A 14,742-nucleotide genomic window follows, 5' to 3' on the forward strand; every position below is an offset into this window, starting at 1 on the left:
ACTGTCGAGAAAACAGTATCGGCCAGCCGGGCCGATGCCGTAGAGCCCTCCCCATGTCCGCGCCGCCGCTCTCGATCTTCCTCATCGCCTTCAACGAAGCCGACCGGATCGGCGCGACCATCCGAGCCGTGCGCGACCTCACCGACGACCTCGTCGTGGTCGATTCCGGCTCCACCGATGGAACGCAGGCGCTGGCGGCATCGCTTGGCGCACGCGTGATCCACAACGACTGGTCGGGCTATGGCCCACAGAAGCGTTTCGCCGAGACCGAGTGCCGTCACGATTGGCTCCTCAACCTCGATGCGGACGAGGTGGTGCCGCCGGACCTGTCCGACGCCATCCGCGCCCTGTTCGCCGCCGGCGAGCCCGCCCATCCGGCCTATCGCATCGCCATCGCGGAGATCTTCCCCGGCGAAGGCAAGCCGCATCCCTGGGCCTATGCGCTGCATCCCGTCCGCCTCTATCGCAAGGACAGGGGGCGCTACTCGCCCTCCCCCGTCCACGACCGGGTGGAACTCGATCCCGGCGCCAGCGTCGGACGCGTGAAGGGGGTCATCCACCACTTCTCCGTCCGCTCGCTCGGCGACCAGCTCGACAAGCTCAACCGCTATTCCGACCAGCAGGCCCGGGATCTCGAAACCCGCGGCGTGACCATCCCGACCTGGCGGATCTTCGTGGAGTTGCCGCTGAACTTTCTGAAGGCCTATCTCGGCCGGCGCCATTTCGTGAGGGGCGTCTATGGCTTCCTCACCGCCGCGAACTACGCGATCTCCCGCCATCTGAGGGTCGCCAAGCATTATGAACGGCGCAACGCACGGATTTCCACCCCATTGGCGCCTATCGAGCCAGCGAAGCGGGTTGACCCGTCCGACGCGAAATTCTAGAGCCACCCCTACGGAGACGTGGCCGAGCGGCTGAAGGCACTCGTTTGCTAAATGAGCATACCCCGAAAGGGGTATCGAGGGTTCGAATCCCTCCGTCTCCGCCATTTAGCCGCTTCTACGCCATGGTGCGCCATTCTGCGCGGTCGATACACAACCACCGCGGGTCTCTGCTTGGACGCAGTCCGTGGGGGCAGGCGCCATCCACCCGCACCGCAGATTCTTCTATCCATTTGATCCGGGTACATCGGGCCTCTCCGTCCCTTCACCCAGAAATTTCAGCAGTCGGGCTGAAAACCGATCCCCTGAATCGACGTTGGAGATGTGTGCGGCGCCGTCGATTCCGGCGTAGCGGCCCTGTGGCGCGCGCTCGGCCATGCGATGGCTGGTCTCGGGCGGGGACATCCCATCGAGGTTGCCTGCCATGAAAAGCGTCGGCATGGCGAACGAGGCGATGCGTTCGGTGACGTCGAACGCGCCGATGCCGCGCGCAACATGGGCGAGCGAGGCGCCATCGGCCGTCGCCGCTATGCCATGCCGGACTTGATAGGTCCGCAAACCCTCCGGTGTCGTCTGCACGCGGGAGAGACAAGCGACGGCCAGCTTTGTGCCAACCGTTGGACCGGACCACCGGGGCGCTCGAAAATCGTCGCCCAGCCTTCCGCCAGCGCGTGGAAGACGGGCGTGCTTGTCTTGTCGAAGCTGTTCGCGACGACCAGTCGGCCGATACGTTCTGGGTCTCGGAGCGCAAGCTCCAGCGCGATCATGCCCACTAGTGGAGGCCAACCAGATCGACAGGCCCTATATCCAGATGAGCGAGCAGTGCTTCGATATCGCCCGCGAGCGCGGCGACGCCTATGGGCGTCGTCAGCTTGCCCGACGCGCCATGCCCGGCATGATCGGGCACGATCACCCGATAGCCTGCCTCGACCAGCGGAGCGATCTGTGGTCCCCAGGCGCGGCCTGAATTACTGATGCCATGCAGAAGGACGATAGGGCGGCCAGCGCCGAATTCGATGAAATAAGCGGTGCGGCTAGCCGTGTCGTAAAAGGCCATTGTAAGACTCCTGTCGTCAGAGGCGGAGGAAGAGACGGTCACCGGGGCGAAAGCGCGCGGCGATGAGCGCGAGCGCGAGGCATAGTCCCGCCATCAGCCACCAGGCGGGGGTGAGGTCCGCCAGATGCTGACGCAGCAGTCCGGCGACCAGCGGCAGCGCGGCGGCGAGGACATAGCCCCCACCCTGCACGAAGCCGGCGAGCGCGCTTGCCTGATCGGCATCGTCGCCATGATCCATCGCGACGATCAGCGAGAGCGGGAAGAGCGCGCCAATGCCGAGCCCCGCCAGCAGCGCCGCCGCCCATGCGAGCTGTAGTGGCGCCACGCAGAGGCAGAGCATTCCCGTCAGCAGCGCGGCAATCGCGGTGAACAACACCGCGCGACGATCTTGCGATCGATCAACCCAAAGCGAGACGGTAATGCCTGCGACCACCTCCGACAGCGTGACGGCTCCAAGCATCGCGCCGGCCGCCTGCTCGGACCAGCCGAGCTGGGTGTAGAAGGGCGGCAGCCAGGCGAGCACGAGCGTATAGGCACCCGTGCCGAAGCCGAAGAACAGCATCAACAGCCAGGCGCGCGGCGCATGGTGCACCGGGCTGCGTTGCACCGATCCTATTCTCTCTTGCGGTCCCCGCGGTACCAGAAGCCAGACGCACAGCCCGAGGAGGGCAGGCAATGCCCAAATGCCCAGCGCGGTCGGCCAGCCCAATGCCCGCGCGATCCAGGCGCCCGCCATGCTCGACATCAACGCTCCACCCATGATCGCGGTGGAGTAAAAGCCCATCAGGCGCCCGCTCCGTGGTCCCGCTCGACGGCGGATGGCACCCAGCATCAGCGCCTGAACGATGGCGATGCCGACGCCGCCAACGATGGCGGTCAACACCAAAGCTGCCTCCTGCGGCCACACCCAGCGGCCCAGGCAGGCGAGGAGAATGAGCAGGACACCAGAGGCGATGCCTGCCCGCTCTCCCATCCATCCGCGCAGCCATGCCGTTCCCAGCAGGCAGATGCCCATCAATAAAACCGGGAACGTGGTCAGCAGACTCGCGCCGATGTCGCCAAGGCCCGTGTCGCGCTGGATCGCGTCGAGCAGTGGGCCGACCGAGGCCAGTGCCGGGCGCAGATTGATGCCGACGAGCAGGATTGCGGCCGGAAACAGCATCCGACCTGATGTTTCCCGCATGATGATCTCCGAGCAATATGACCTTGTCAGGGTTGCCGCGTCCGATATTATCTCTACATAGAGATATATATCTCGACGTAAAGATAGGTGCGCGGAATGGACAGGGCTGCAATGGCTGCGGAACAATGGGCCCGCGAACGGCCCGATCTCGATATCGGGCCGATGGTGCTGCTGGGACGGCTGGGTGAAGCAGCGCTGCTGATCTCGCGGGATCGGCTCAATCCGCTATTTGCGGAATTTGGCCTGCAACCCGGCGAGTTCGACGTGCTGGCGACGCTCCGGCGCAGTGGCATACCGTATGCGCTCACGCCCACCGCGCTCTATGAGGCGGCGATGATTTCATCTGGAAGCATGACCAATCGCCTCGATCGGCTTGAGAATGGCGGACTGGTCGAGCGGAGGCCCAACCCGGCGGATAAACGGGGAACGTTGGTGGCGCTGACAGCCGATGCTCTGGCGTTGATCGATCGCGCAATAGAGGCTCACATCGCAAATCAGCAGAGCATCGTCAGTGGTCTGGATGAGCAGGAGCGAGGTCAGCTTGCCGTGCTCCTCGGCAAATTGATCCGATCGCAGCAGCAGGCGGACGGCGTTAGAGGGCTATAGCGTAGACGTAGTGCTCATCATCAACGGGCGTGGCCCGCCATCTTGGCCAAGCTGACGACGTGCACGACCGTTCGTTTTCCGAATGCCGTCGATTTCCCCTCCGTCGCTCTTCCCCGTCTCAGCTAAGCCGGCATCGTGACCGGCGTTGCCGGATCGAGCGTTCGGCCGCGAGCGAAGGCCGTATGGCGCGACCTCATTGCCTCGCTGGATCTCGGATATTTCGAACAGGTCGGCGTGCTTCCTGAGCGACTTGCGACGGATGACGGGCCTTCTATCGCTTCCGTTCGGATGCACCGCTGAGGCTATGGCGCTGACACATGTCCTTGCCGGTTCGTGGTGTAGAAGGATCGCACCGCAACCGACAAAGGCGCATCACATGAGAATGATCCAGGCCCTTAGTTTGGGAGGCGTCATCGCTGTGAGTATTCTTACCCAGCAGGCCTCGGCAGGCGACGCGCAGCTGCCAGGTTATTCCGATGGGGCCCAGGTCGTTCGGGTGGAAGGAAACCGGAGCCAGGTCGATCAGATCAGTGGCGTGATCTATTCCCAGATCCGTTCGATGCGTGCGATCCGGCAATTGCGCATGTCGCTGCTCGTGCCGCGCACCAAAGACAAGAAGCCTGCGATCGTGTATTTCCCGGGCGGTGGTTTCACCTCGGCTGACCATGAGAAATACTTCGAGCTGCGCTCGGCTCTGGCCGCGGCCGGCTTCGTCGTTGCCGCCGCCGAATATCGTGTCGTCCCGGACAGGTTCCCGGCGCTGGTGGAGGACGGCAAGGCCGCCGTACGTTACCTGCGGGCTCACGCGGCCGAGTATGGCATAGACCCGACCCGGATCGGCGTCCTCGGTGATTCCGCTGGCGGCTATCTCTCCCAGATGGTCGGCGTCACCGGTGGGGAGAAAGCCTTCGACAAGGGCGATCATCTCGATCAGCCCTCGGATGTGCAGGCGGCCGTCACACTCTACGGAATTTCGAACCTCCTCAATATCGGTGAGGGATTTTCGCCGGCGGTCCAACTCATGCACCAATCGCCTGCTGTGACGGAGGCGCTTCTCGTCAACGGGCCGGCTTTTCGTGACTTTCCCGGTGCTTCGATTTCAGCCGATTCCGACAGGGCGCTGGCCGCAAGTCCCATGGGTCATCTCGGCGGCGACGAACCGCCCTTCCTGATCATGCACGGAACCGCCGACAAGCTCGTCTCGCCGGTGCAGAGCAAGCAATTGTTCGAGGGCCTGCGGGCAAAGGGCGGCAAGGCGGACTATGTGCTGGTCGAAGGAGCGGGCCATGGCGACCTCACTTGGTTTCAGCAGCCGGTGATCGATCGGGTCGTCGCATGGTTCAAGGCGACGCTCGGGGCCCCAATCCCCGGAGGCGGTGGCAAAGCCGACCCGAAGTCTGACCTCTGACCGCCTTCCCGTCCTCGGACTATGGTTTTTCGCGGAGGCGGTCTCCGTCGATGGACGCCTCGCCCTCCCCCGTCGTGGGGGGCGAAGCCTGCGCGGTCTTTTGACCGCACGATCCATCTTGGATGGGTCTGCGCAAACCGGCCATCATCGGTGACAATCCGACGGACGAGTTCACGGCCTCGCCGGTAGCACCGCCCGCATGGGAACCCGACGCCGACCCCGTGCTTGCCCCTTCGAGGCGGCATTCCGCCCGGCCTCGGAGATGGCGATGTCGAGCGACACCGAGAAACACAAGGCTCTCCTGGCCGCGCTCAAAGCCGCCCAGGGCAAGGGCGACGGTTCCTTCGAGCAGGCTGTCACGCATGCTTTCGAGCACGTTTTCGAGCATCTCGAGCGCCTCAACGCCGTGAGCGACGCGGATGAACAGCGCGCTCTTCAGCCCGGGGAGTCTCCCACCCTGCGGTAGCCCGACGACAGACCGGCTGGGATCCGCGCATATGGCGCGAAGCGTCGCTCTCAGCCGGCGGCTACGACGAGCGTGCGGACTTGATCCAGCAAGCTCGGGCCGAGGGCGAGCGGGCCGTCGAACGGACGTTCGTGCATGGCGATCACCCCCAGGGTGATCACCAGCGCCGAGCCGAAGATGCTCAGGGAAGCGGCCTGAGACGACGGTCGCTCCACATGAATGGCGGCGATGACCAGAAGAGCGAGAGCCGAGAGAGCGAATAGGGTCACCCATTTGCTGTCGTCGCCCTCCATCTCGCTCAGGGCGAGCCTTTCGCTGCGCGCGGTCTGCAGGTTGAGCACCGCTGCGAGGAGGGCCGAATGGTTGGCTTTCCCGACGACCACGTCGAAATGCGGCGCCACCACCGCCTGAAGCAGTTTTCCGAAGGCATGGTCGGCCCGTGACGACGCCTTTCCGCCTTTCGCCATGGCGGGCCATTCTTCGTCGACGACCGACTCGATGTAATCCGCGAGCAGGATGCGGAAGTCCGGCAGGTCCTTGGATACGGATCGGCTCAGATTGTAGACGGCACGCGCCTGGGCGCTCTCCGTCTGTACCACGCGGGACGCCTGGCGCTGACGCTCCCAGGCATCGTTGGCGACAAAGCCAATCAGGAGCGACAGCAGGACCGAGACCACGCCGACGAAGGCGGGAGCGATGCCAGTCGAGACACCGACGATGAAGGGACGCGTCCGCTTCATGTTCGTCAGGGCGATCAGCATCAGGCACCAGGCCAGGACGAGACAGGCGAGACTTCCGAAAATCAACCAGATCGGCTGATCGAGCCAGAACGTGAGCATCGGCATGGGTCCGGGTCGGTTGGCGCGGCCTTCGATAAAGCAGCCGCCGGCGAAGGGATATGCGGCGTTCGCGCCTGTCCGTGATGGGCTCTGGCACGACCGGCTCAGATGGCGCGGGGCCATCCTTCATCCGCCGGATTTCGGAACATCAAACTCACAGGACGCTCACGGTCTCATCGTGGCAGTGGCCATGAGGCGATGCGGCATCGTTGCGTCAGCCTGTCGACACATCGTCGATGCGAGGGGCGGACGACAGGAGACGAAGCCAAGGGTCTTGCACCGATCTCATCGATAGCCATCTGTAGACCATCCAATGGGATGGTTATGGGATGGTCGGTATGGTGGATCGAGTTCGTGAGGTACGCCCGAAAGTGCCGGACAGCGAGAAGCTGACCCTCAATCTCGGCTTCGTCGATCTCGGGCAGATCGACCTACTGGTTCGGGATGGATTCTATGCCAACCGTGCCGATTTCATCCGGACGGCGGTGCGCAATCAGCTCGAACGTCAGGGCGATGCGGTGAAGCAATCGGTCGCCCGTAAGCAGCTCAGCCTCGGCCTGTCGCACTATACCGCCCGCGACCTCGAAGCCGCGCTGGATGCGGGCGCCCCGTTGCATATTCAGGTGCTCGGCCTCGCGAGCATCGCGTTCGATGTGACTCCCGAACTCGCCCGACAGGCCATCGCCTCCGTGCAGGTTCTAGGCGCCTTCCAGGCCAGTCCCGACGTCAAGGCGGCTTTGGCCGACCGTATCGCCTGACCCCTCGCAGAGACTCGCATGGATCGTCGTTCCACAGCCCCAACGCCGCCAGGATCATGATGATGAAAGCTTTTCCCAAGATCGACATGGCCGAGGTGACACGTCTCACCCGTGCCGGACAACTGAGCGAGGCGATGGCCCTGCTGCAGGGACAATCCGTACCGCCGGCGAGCGACGAGGTGGCAGGCGAGACCATCGACATGGTGGCGCCTGCTGTCCACGGCGGCGCCTGGACGGCCCCCGCCGCCGGCTCAACTGCCACCGACCATGCGGCGCACTCGGCGGGCCAAGCCTCCGCACGCCCCGGCCTCGCCGAGACGATCCGAGCCCTGCGCGAGCGCTTTCCGAAGATGGGCGATATGCCCGATTTCGGCAAAGGCATGCCCGATATCGGAGGTGGAACGAGATCCTCACGCGGGGCGACGGTCGAGGTTCCGGCAGGAGCGCGGTTCGAGGAGCGGAGTTTCGCCAACGCGGCGGGCAGTCGGACCTACAAGGTCTATGTCCCGAGCGGCTACGAGGGCCAAGCGCTTCCGGTCGTGATCATGCTGCACGGATGCACCCAGAACCCGGATGATTTTGCCCTGGGAACCGGCATGAACGCTTTGGCCGAGGAGCAGACCTTCATCGTAGCGTATCCCGGCCAGCCGCAATCGGCCAACATGCAGAAGTGCTGGAACTGGTTCAATGCCGGCGACCAGCAACGCGGAAGCGGCGAACCGTCCCTGATCTCCGGGATCGCGCTGGAAGTGGTGAACGAATTCTCAGCCGATCCGAACCGGGTCTATGCGGCTGGCCTGTCGGCCGGTGGGGCGGCGGCCGCGATCATGGCCGCGACCTATCCGGATGTGTTTGCAGCCGTCGGCGTCCATTCCGGTCTGCCCTTCGGCGCGGCCACCGACATGCCCGGCGCATTCGCGGCCATGAATGGCGGCGGCACCGTCAAGGCGCGGAAGGACGGCCCGGGCATACCCACCATCGTCTTCCACGGGGATGCGGACAAGACGGTGAAGCCAATCAACGGCGAGCAGGTCTTTGCTCTCGCCATGCCAAACGCGACGCTCTCCCAGGCCGTGAACCAGGGTGAATCCACGGAGGGGATGGCCTTCACCCGTACCGTCCGGGCGGATGATGCCGGACGGCCCATGCTCGAGCATTGGGCGCTGCATGGTGCCGGCCATGCCTGGTCGGGTGGAAGCAGGGACGGAAGCTACACCGATCCACGCGGGCCCGATGCCAGCCGGGAGATGGTGCGGTTCTTCATGACGCACACCAAGAGCCCGGCATGATCCGCACCCCGTCTCACGTCACTGACCCTCAGGCAGCGTACTGAGGGTCGGGTTTCCCGCCCTAGCCCGCCTTCAGCCAGGTGCGCAGGCCGAATGCGACGATGCCGAGGGCGACGATGCTCGCCGCCCAGATCGCCGCGAACCAGAGGAGCCGCCGCCACAGCGGGGGCGGACCTCCGGGGGACGAGCCATCGGGCATCAATGGTACCCCGATGCGTCGACCTTCCCGCGAAAGACCCAGTACGAGTAGGCCGTATAGGCCAGGATGATGGGGATCAGTATCGACGCGCCGGCGAGGAGGAAGACCTGGCTGGCATGCGGGGATGCCGCCTCCCAGATCGTGATGCGCCCCGGCACGATGTCCGGGAAGATGCTGATCCCGAGACCGGTGAAAGACAGCAGGAACAGGCCGAGGGACAGGAGGAACGGTGCCGTCTCGGCACCTTTTCTGAGGAGATGGAAGAACAGGAACGAGGCCAGGACCACGAGGATCGGCACCTGCGCCGTGAGCAGGACGTTCGGCATCGAGAACCAGCGCTCCCAATACTGGCCTTTCAGGAACGGCGTCGCGGCACTCACTGCCGCAACGGAGGCGATGGTCGCCGCGCCGAGCCAGAGCGAAAGCGTGCGGGCGCGTTCCTGCAGCGACCCTTCCGTGCGCATGACGAGCCATGTCGCCCCCAGGAGCGCATAGCCGCAGACGAGACCGAGGCCGACGAGGATGCTGAAGGGCGACAGCCAATCCCACCATCCGCCGGCATAGGCCCGGCCCTCGACTTTGATACCCTGCAACAGAGCCCCGAGGGCGATACCCTGCGCGAAGGTGGCCACCACCGATCCTCCGGTGAAGGCCACGTCCCACAGGGCCCGGTGCCGGGGGTCGCGCCACCGGAACTCGAAGGCGACGCCGCGAAAGATCAGACCGAGCAGCATGGCGATGATCGGTGCGTAGAGGGCCGGCATGATGACCGCGTAGGCCAGCGGAAAGGCAGCGAACAGGCCTCCCCCGCCGAGGACCAGCCAGGTCTCGTTGCCGTCCCAGACCGGGGCGACGGAGTTCATGGCGGTGTCGCGCTCCTGCCCCGGCTTGAAGGCCGGGAACAGGATGCCGAGACCCAGGTCGAACCCGTCCATGACTATGTACGCGAAGACCGCGAAGGCGATGATGAAGGCCCAGACGACGGTCAGGTCGATACTCGCGAGCATGGTGATGTCCTCACTCGGCCGGCTGGAGGGAGCGGTCGGGATTGACCGAAGTCGCTGGGGTGATGCCGGCGGTGCGGATCGGTGTTCCGGGCTCGATCCCGTGCTCGCCGAGATGCGGGGATTTCGCCATCAGGTGCAGGATGTAGAGGATCCCCATCCCGAAGACCGCGAAATAGATCAGCACGAACGCGACGAGCGAGGAGCCGACCGCCGGCGCCGACAGGGGCGAGGCGGATTCGGCCGTTCGAAGCAGGCCGTAGACCGTGAAGGGCTGCCGCCCCACCTCGGTGGTGATCCAACCGGCTAAGACGGCGACGAAACCTGCCGGCCCCATGCCGACGGCGAAGCGGTGCAGAGGCTTCCAATCGTAGAGGGCCTTCCTGTACCGCGCGAAGAGGCTGCAGACGCCGAGAAGCAGCATCAGCATCCCGAGGCCGATCATGACCCGGAAGGACCAGAACACCACCGGAACCGGCGGCCAGTTCTTGCGGTCCACGGTGTCGAGGCCCTTCAACGGCTCGTTCAATCCGTGTTTCAGGATCAGCGAGGACAGTTTGGGGATCGAGACCTCGTAGTCGACCCGGCCCGCTTCCTGGTTCGGCAGGCCGAACAGGATCAAGGGAGCGCCGTCCGGATGGCTCTCGAAATGCCCTTCCATCGCCATGACCTTGGCGGGCTGATGCTCCAGGGTGTTCAGCCCGTGAGCGTCGCCCGCCAGGATCTGGAGCGGCGCGACGATGGCGGCCATCCACATCGCCATCGAGAACATCGTGCGCGCGCCGAGATTGTATCGCTCTCGCAGCAGGTGCCAGGCTCCCACCGCGCCGACGACGAGGGAGGTCGTCAGGTAGGCGGCCAGCACCATGTGCACGAGGCGGTACGGGAAGGAGGGGTTGAAGACGATCGCCCACCAATCCTCCGGCACGAACTGTCCGGCGGCGTTGATGCCGTAGCCTTGCGGCGTGTGCATCCAGGAATTCACCGACAGGATCCAGAAGGCCGAGAAGAAGGTCCCGATCGCCACCATGAGGGTCGCGAAGAAATGCAGCTTCGGCCCGACCTTGGACATGCCGAACAGCATCACGCCGAGGAATCCGGCTTCGAGGAAGAAGGCGGAGAGCACCTCATAGGCCATCAGCGGTCCGAGCACCGGTCCCGTCTTGTCCGAGAAGACCGACCAGTTCGTGCCGAACTGGTAGGACATGACCAGACCGGACACGACGCCCATGGCGAAGGCGATGGCGAAAATCTTGATCCAGTACTTGAACAGATCGAGGAAGACCTGCCGCCCGGTCGCCAGCCAGAGCCCCTCCAGAACCGCGAGGTAACTCGCGAGTCCGATGGAGAAGGCGGGGAACACGATGTGGAACGCCACCGTGAAGCCGAATTGGATCCTCGCCAGGAGGAGAGCGTCAAAGTCCGACAGCATGTCGATCAACCTGAATGGTTGCTGGGAACGGGCAGGAAACGACTCGGCAGCTCAGTCTGCGGCACCAACCCTGCCCCATTGCGTCATCACGCTCAACGGCCGGTCCCCGGCTCCGCTTTTGGCGCGACCCGGACGGCGAAGCGTCCTTCCTCGGCTTTGTTGATGTATTGGCTCGCGATGAAGAGACCCTTGAGAGGGCGGATGATCGGAACGCAGGCCAGGAGAAGCAGCGGCAGCGTGACAACCGCATGGATCCAGAGCGGGGGATCGTAGGAGAGTTCCAGCCAGATGCCGAAAGCCGTGACGGGGAATGCCATCGACATCATGATGAAGAAGGCCGGCCCGTCCGCCGGGTCGGCAAAACCGTAATCGAGTCCGCAGGCTTCGCAGTTCGGCTTCAGGGTGATGAAGCCATCGAAGAGCCGTCCCTCGCCGCAACGGGGGCATCGGCAGCGAAGGCCCACGGAGAGGAGCGATTGATCTGTCGTCCTGTGCATTCTCGATGTCCTTGTTTCGCGGTGCCATCCTGACGAGCGGCGGAGATGCGGATCAGCAAAGCTGATTGTATGGTCTAGATATCCATACAAACATCCTATAAACCGGACATATCGTCACGGAAGTCGTATGGGTCGCCTAACTATGTATGCTGCATGTATGCATACAAAACTGTGTCGCGAGAGGCAATGATGGAGGCGTGGAATCCAACGATACGGGACGAGGAGGGGCCGAAATATTTGGCCATCGTCAGAATCCTGGCAGAGGATATTCGCTCGGGACGGCTTCCTCCGGGGACGCGGTTGCCGCCTCAGCGCAGCTTGGCCAAGCATCTCAACGTCGATCTCACCACCGTCACGCGGGCCTTCAACGAAGCGCGGCGGACGGGCCTGATCGATGCGTCCGCCGGGCGGGGAAGCTTCATTCGCGCCGCCTCGCCGTCGCTGGTGAAGGCCGCGACCGCCGACCCGTCCGGCAGCGTCGATTTCAGTATGAACATGCCGCCCCAGCCGGCCGCGGCCCGTCTCGCGGAGCGTCTGGAGAGCGGTCTGTCGCGGCTTTCCGCGTCGGCGGGTTTCCTCGACCGGATGCAGTACCAGGACAGTGCCGGAAACCTCGCGGATCGCGCCGCCGGGGCGGATTGGCTCGGTCGCCGTCTGGGGCCGGTGCCGGTCCAGCGTGTCATCGTCGCCGGCGGGGCGCAGGCGTCGCTCGCCGCGATCCTCACCGTGGTGTTGAAACCCGGCGATGCCCTCTGCGTCCCGATCCTGACCTATCCGGGGCTCCGCATGGCGGCCGAGCGGCGTGGGGCTCGTCTGCTTCCCGTGTCAGCCGATGGCGAGGGTATTCTCCCGGACGCGTTCCTCGAATGCTGTCGTCTCCACCGTCCGCGCGCCCTCTATCTGGTGCCGACCCTCGACAACCCGACCACGGCAACGATCCCGACGCATCGACGCGAAAGGATCGCCGAGATCGCCCGAACCCACGGAGTCGCGATCATCGAGGATGACGCCTATGGCACCCTGCCACCCGATGCCCCGGCTCCCTTCGCGTCATTCGCGGGCGACATCACCTGGCATATCGCGACCCTGTCCAAATGCGTCAGCCCGGGGCTGCGCATCGCTTATGTCGCCGTACCCGGCACGAACGAAGCGGTCCGCCTCGCCGCCGAGCTACGCGCCATCAGCATGATGGCCTCGCCGCTCGCCGCCGCCCTCGCTTCCCATTGGATCGCCAATGGGGATCTCGATTCCATCGTCGCTGCCATCCGGCACGAGAATGGACATCGTCAGGCCGTGGCGCGGGAGGCCCTGCGGGGCCTCTCTGTCCATGCCCATCCCTGCGGGCATCACCTCTGGCTGCCATTGCCGCCACCCTGGCAACGCGGAGAATTCGGCGCTCATGCGCGTCAGAGCGGGTTGTCCGTGATTCTGAGTGATGCCTTCGCGGTCGGCCCGGCACCCGATGCGATTCGCGTTTCCCTCGGGGCCGCCCCCGATGGCGAGGCTTTGCGCTACGGTCTCAGCCTTCTGGCGAACCTGTTGGCGCATCCGCCCGGTGCCATCACGAACATTGTCTGAGACGAGTCAAGCAAGCATCGGTCGGGGCGTTCGGGCATTCCCGCCCGCGCTACTCCTTGATGCCCAGGGCCGAGAACGGGCATATCACCGATCGCCGATCCGGTGAGACAGCGTGGTTTTGTCGCTCAGTTTAGAACTCCTTTAGCCAACGTTCAGCTTTCCTTTGCCAAAACATCCCGCAGGCATTGCCAAATGCGCCCGGCGCATGGGGCATAGCATGGGCAAAGGGGGAATGGATGGGCGCTCGCGATCTGGGAATGACGGCTTCGAGGCCAGCGCACGGTTCTGAGGCTCAGCCCTCGGAGCGTCCTGCCGGGGCAAAGATACCGGACGCGGCGCGGGTTCATATCGGTGCCGAACTGAGGGCGTTCTACGCCTCCATTCTCGCCGAGGAGCAGCCGCCGGCCCTGTTGGATCTGGTTGCGCGCCTCACCCAGGCTTCTACGGGGCGTGACGCCGCGGCTTACGCTGCCTTCAGCGCCGATCTACTCACCGCGCTGCCGGGTCTGAGGGCCTTCGCCCTGTCGCTGGCCATCAACGCGGCGACGGCGGACGACCTCGTACAGGAGACGCTCCTGAGAGCATGGCAGAACCGGCACCGGTTCGAGCCCGGCAGCAACCTGATGGCCTGGCTCTGCACCATCCTACGCAACTACTTCTATACGGAGTGCCGCAAGCGGAAGCGGGAGGTCGAGGACGCGGATGGGGCCATGGCCGCACAGGTCGCCGCGCCGGCAGCCCAGGAGGCGAGCAGCGACCTCAAGCGGGTCTGGCAGCATCTCGGCAAATTGCCGCCGTCGCAGCGGGAGGCCCTGATCCTCGTCGCGGCCCAGGGCATGACATACGAGGCCGCCGCTGAGCTCATCGGCTGTCAGGTCGGTACCATGAAGAGCCGGGTGAGCCGCGCACGGTCGTCACTGGTGGGATCTCTCGGAATGGACGTGCACCAGAAGACGCCCATGGGCCAGATCGCCAGCGACAGTCTCGAACCCGCGGCGGTACAGATCGGTCTCGGCGCCTGAATGCAGCGGGACGGGATGCGTAGTTAACCGCGACCGGTCTGAGGACCGGTTGTGGGACAGAGCCGCGCACGAGAGGTAGGTTGTCTTGACGGCAGAGCTGACATGAACGGCGACTGACCTCGAACATCGTCGCCGAGGGTGACGGATACTTTCTGGCGGGATCGACGTTCCGTTCCATTCGCCGTTTCACGATAACGGTCGAAGGATAGCCGATGACAACAGCACCGTATCGCGTCGATATCTTCGCACCCGATGGACGCCGCAGCCTCGTCGCGTTCACGGAGCGGGAGGTCGCCCTGAAGGCCGAGTCCCTGCTCGCCTTCTACAAGGGGAACGTGCTCAGCGTCGGCTTCACCGTGACCTGCCACGATCCGGAAGCCGCGCGCCGGATCGCCTTTTACCTCACCGATGTCTCACGCGAGCTCGAACTGATCTGAGACTGGCGATCCTGTTCGGCCAACTCTCGCGGCCATCAGGATATGCATCGGGACGGGGTTTTGCCGACGTCTGGAATCTGCATGAA

17 protein-coding genes and 1 tRNA gene are annotated in these 14,742 nt (G+C 64.6%); 10 read left to right on the forward strand and 8 right to left on the reverse strand.

Annotated features, from left to right (window positions below):
* The first annotated feature begins 53 nt into the window (after nt 1-53).
* Entirely contained in the window at nt 54-884 is an 831-nt protein-coding gene (locus RQI43_RS12145) for a glycosyltransferase family 2 protein (protein ID WP_311275311.1), read from the forward strand.
* 12 nt (nt 885-896) lie between these two features.
* Nucleotides 897-988, forward strand: a tRNA-Ser gene (locus RQI43_RS12150).
* Between the two features lie 118 nt (nt 989-1,106).
* On the opposite strand, the gene RQI43_RS12155 is transcribed toward RQI43_RS12150, so the two are convergent.
* The 3 genes from RQI43_RS12155 to RQI43_RS12165 form a co-directional block, all read right to left on the reverse strand.
* On the reverse strand, nt 1,107-1,439 hold the full coding sequence (locus RQI43_RS12155; protein ID WP_311275312.1) for a hypothetical protein: 333 nt from the start codon (nt 1,437-1,439) through the stop codon (nt 1,107-1,109).
* A gap of 214 nt (nt 1,440-1,653) precedes the next feature.
* The gene (locus RQI43_RS12160) at nt 1,654-1,938 is read right to left on the reverse strand and encodes an alpha/beta fold hydrolase (RefSeq protein WP_311275313.1); all 285 of its coding nucleotides are present in this window, start codon (nt 1,936-1,938) and stop codon (nt 1,654-1,656) included.
* 16 nt (nt 1,939-1,954) lie between these two features.
* Complete coding sequence (locus tag RQI43_RS12165; protein ID WP_311275314.1) at nt 1,955-3,100, reverse strand: MFS transporter; 1,146 nt, start codon at nt 3,098-3,100, stop codon at nt 1,955-1,957.
* Nucleotides 3,101-3,217: 117 nt separating this feature from the next.
* Here RQI43_RS12165 and RQI43_RS12170 point away from each other — a divergent pair, with 117 nt between their 5' ends.
* The 3 genes from RQI43_RS12170 (at nt 3,218) to RQI43_RS12180 (ending at nt 5,601) form a co-directional block, all read left to right on the forward strand.
* The gene (locus RQI43_RS12170; RefSeq protein ID WP_311275315.1) at nt 3,218-3,727 is read left to right on the forward strand and encodes a MarR family transcriptional regulator; all 510 of its coding nucleotides are present in this window, start codon (nt 3,218-3,220) and stop codon (nt 3,725-3,727) included.
* A 304-nt stretch (nt 3,728-4,031) separates the two neighbouring features.
* On the forward strand, nt 4,032-5,135 hold the full coding sequence (locus tag RQI43_RS12175) for an alpha/beta hydrolase (protein ID WP_311275316.1): 1,104 nt from the start codon (nt 4,032-4,034) through the stop codon (nt 5,133-5,135).
* Nucleotides 5,136-5,403: 268 nt separating this feature from the next.
* Nucleotides 5,404-5,601 (forward strand): hypothetical protein, encoded by a 198-nt coding sequence (locus tag RQI43_RS12180; protein WP_311275317.1) that lies wholly within the window; start codon nt 5,404-5,406, stop codon nt 5,599-5,601.
* 50 nt (nt 5,602-5,651) lie between these two features.
* Here RQI43_RS12180 and RQI43_RS12185 read toward each other — a convergent pair whose 3' ends face one another.
* Complete coding sequence (locus tag RQI43_RS12185; protein WP_311275318.1) at nt 5,652-6,446, reverse strand: DUF4239 domain-containing protein; 795 nt, start codon at nt 6,444-6,446, stop codon at nt 5,652-5,654.
* A 332-nt stretch (nt 6,447-6,778) separates the two neighbouring features.
* Here RQI43_RS12185 and RQI43_RS12190 point away from each other — a divergent pair, with 332 nt between their 5' ends.
* Together RQI43_RS12190 and RQI43_RS12195 are read left to right on the forward strand one after the other, a co-directional pair.
* Nucleotides 6,779-7,198 carry a CopG family transcriptional regulator gene (locus RQI43_RS12190; protein ID WP_311275319.1) on the forward strand — a complete coding sequence of 140 codons (420 nt, stop codon included), beginning with the start codon at nt 6,779-6,781 and terminating at the stop codon, nt 7,196-7,198.
* A 62-nt stretch (nt 7,199-7,260) separates the two neighbouring features.
* Nucleotides 7,261-8,487, forward strand: a complete 1,227-nt coding sequence (locus RQI43_RS12195) for a PHB depolymerase family esterase (protein WP_311275320.1) — start codon at nt 7,261-7,263, stop codon at nt 8,485-8,487.
* Nucleotides 8,488-8,548: 61 nt separating this feature from the next.
* Here RQI43_RS12195 and RQI43_RS12200 read toward each other — a convergent pair whose 3' ends face one another.
* The 4 genes from RQI43_RS12200 to RQI43_RS12215 all read right to left on the reverse strand — a co-directional run bounded on the left by RQI43_RS12200 (nt 8,549) and on the right by RQI43_RS12215 (nt 11,619).
* On the reverse strand, nt 8,549-8,686 hold the full coding sequence (locus RQI43_RS12200) for a DUF2474 domain-containing protein (protein WP_311275321.1): 138 nt from the start codon (nt 8,684-8,686) through the stop codon (nt 8,549-8,551).
* Complete coding sequence (gene cydB / locus RQI43_RS12205) at nt 8,686-9,693, reverse strand: cytochrome d ubiquinol oxidase subunit II (protein ID WP_311275322.1); 1,008 nt, start codon at nt 9,691-9,693, stop codon at nt 8,686-8,688. Before cydB ends, RQI43_RS12200 begins: the two co-directional genes overlap by 1 nt.
* A 10-nt stretch (nt 9,694-9,703) precedes the next feature.
* A complete protein-coding gene (locus RQI43_RS12210; protein ID WP_311275323.1) occupies nt 9,704-11,122 on the reverse strand; it encodes a cytochrome ubiquinol oxidase subunit I in 1,419 nt (472 codons plus the stop codon).
* A 92-nt stretch (nt 11,123-11,214) separates the two neighbouring features.
* Nucleotides 11,215-11,619, reverse strand: a complete 405-nt coding sequence (locus RQI43_RS12215; protein WP_056430199.1) for a DUF983 domain-containing protein — start codon at nt 11,617-11,619, stop codon at nt 11,215-11,217.
* A 186-nt stretch (nt 11,620-11,805) separates the two neighbouring features.
* Between RQI43_RS12215 and RQI43_RS12220 the strand changes: the two genes are divergently transcribed.
* From RQI43_RS12220 to RQI43_RS12230, 3 genes are all read left to right on the forward strand, one after another.
* Nucleotides 11,806-13,197 carry a PLP-dependent aminotransferase family protein gene (locus tag RQI43_RS12220; protein WP_311275324.1) on the forward strand — a complete coding sequence of 464 codons (1,392 nt, stop codon included), beginning with the start codon at nt 11,806-11,808 and terminating at the stop codon, nt 13,195-13,197.
* A 257-nt stretch (nt 13,198-13,454) separates the two neighbouring features.
* The gene (locus RQI43_RS12225; protein WP_311275325.1) at nt 13,455-14,219 is read left to right on the forward strand and encodes a sigma-70 family RNA polymerase sigma factor; all 765 of its coding nucleotides are present in this window, start codon (nt 13,455-13,457) and stop codon (nt 14,217-14,219) included.
* A gap of 212 nt (nt 14,220-14,431) precedes the next feature.
* Nucleotides 14,432-14,656, forward strand: coding sequence for a hypothetical protein (locus RQI43_RS12230; protein WP_056430194.1), 225 nt, complete (start codon nt 14,432-14,434; stop codon nt 14,654-14,656).
* Nucleotides 14,657-14,742: the final 86 nt, after the last annotated feature.

The sequence above is a fragment of the Methylobacterium sp. WCS2018Hpa-22 genome (assembly GCF_031843785.1).
GTDB lineage: Bacteria > Pseudomonadota > Alphaproteobacteria > Rhizobiales > Beijerinckiaceae > Methylobacterium.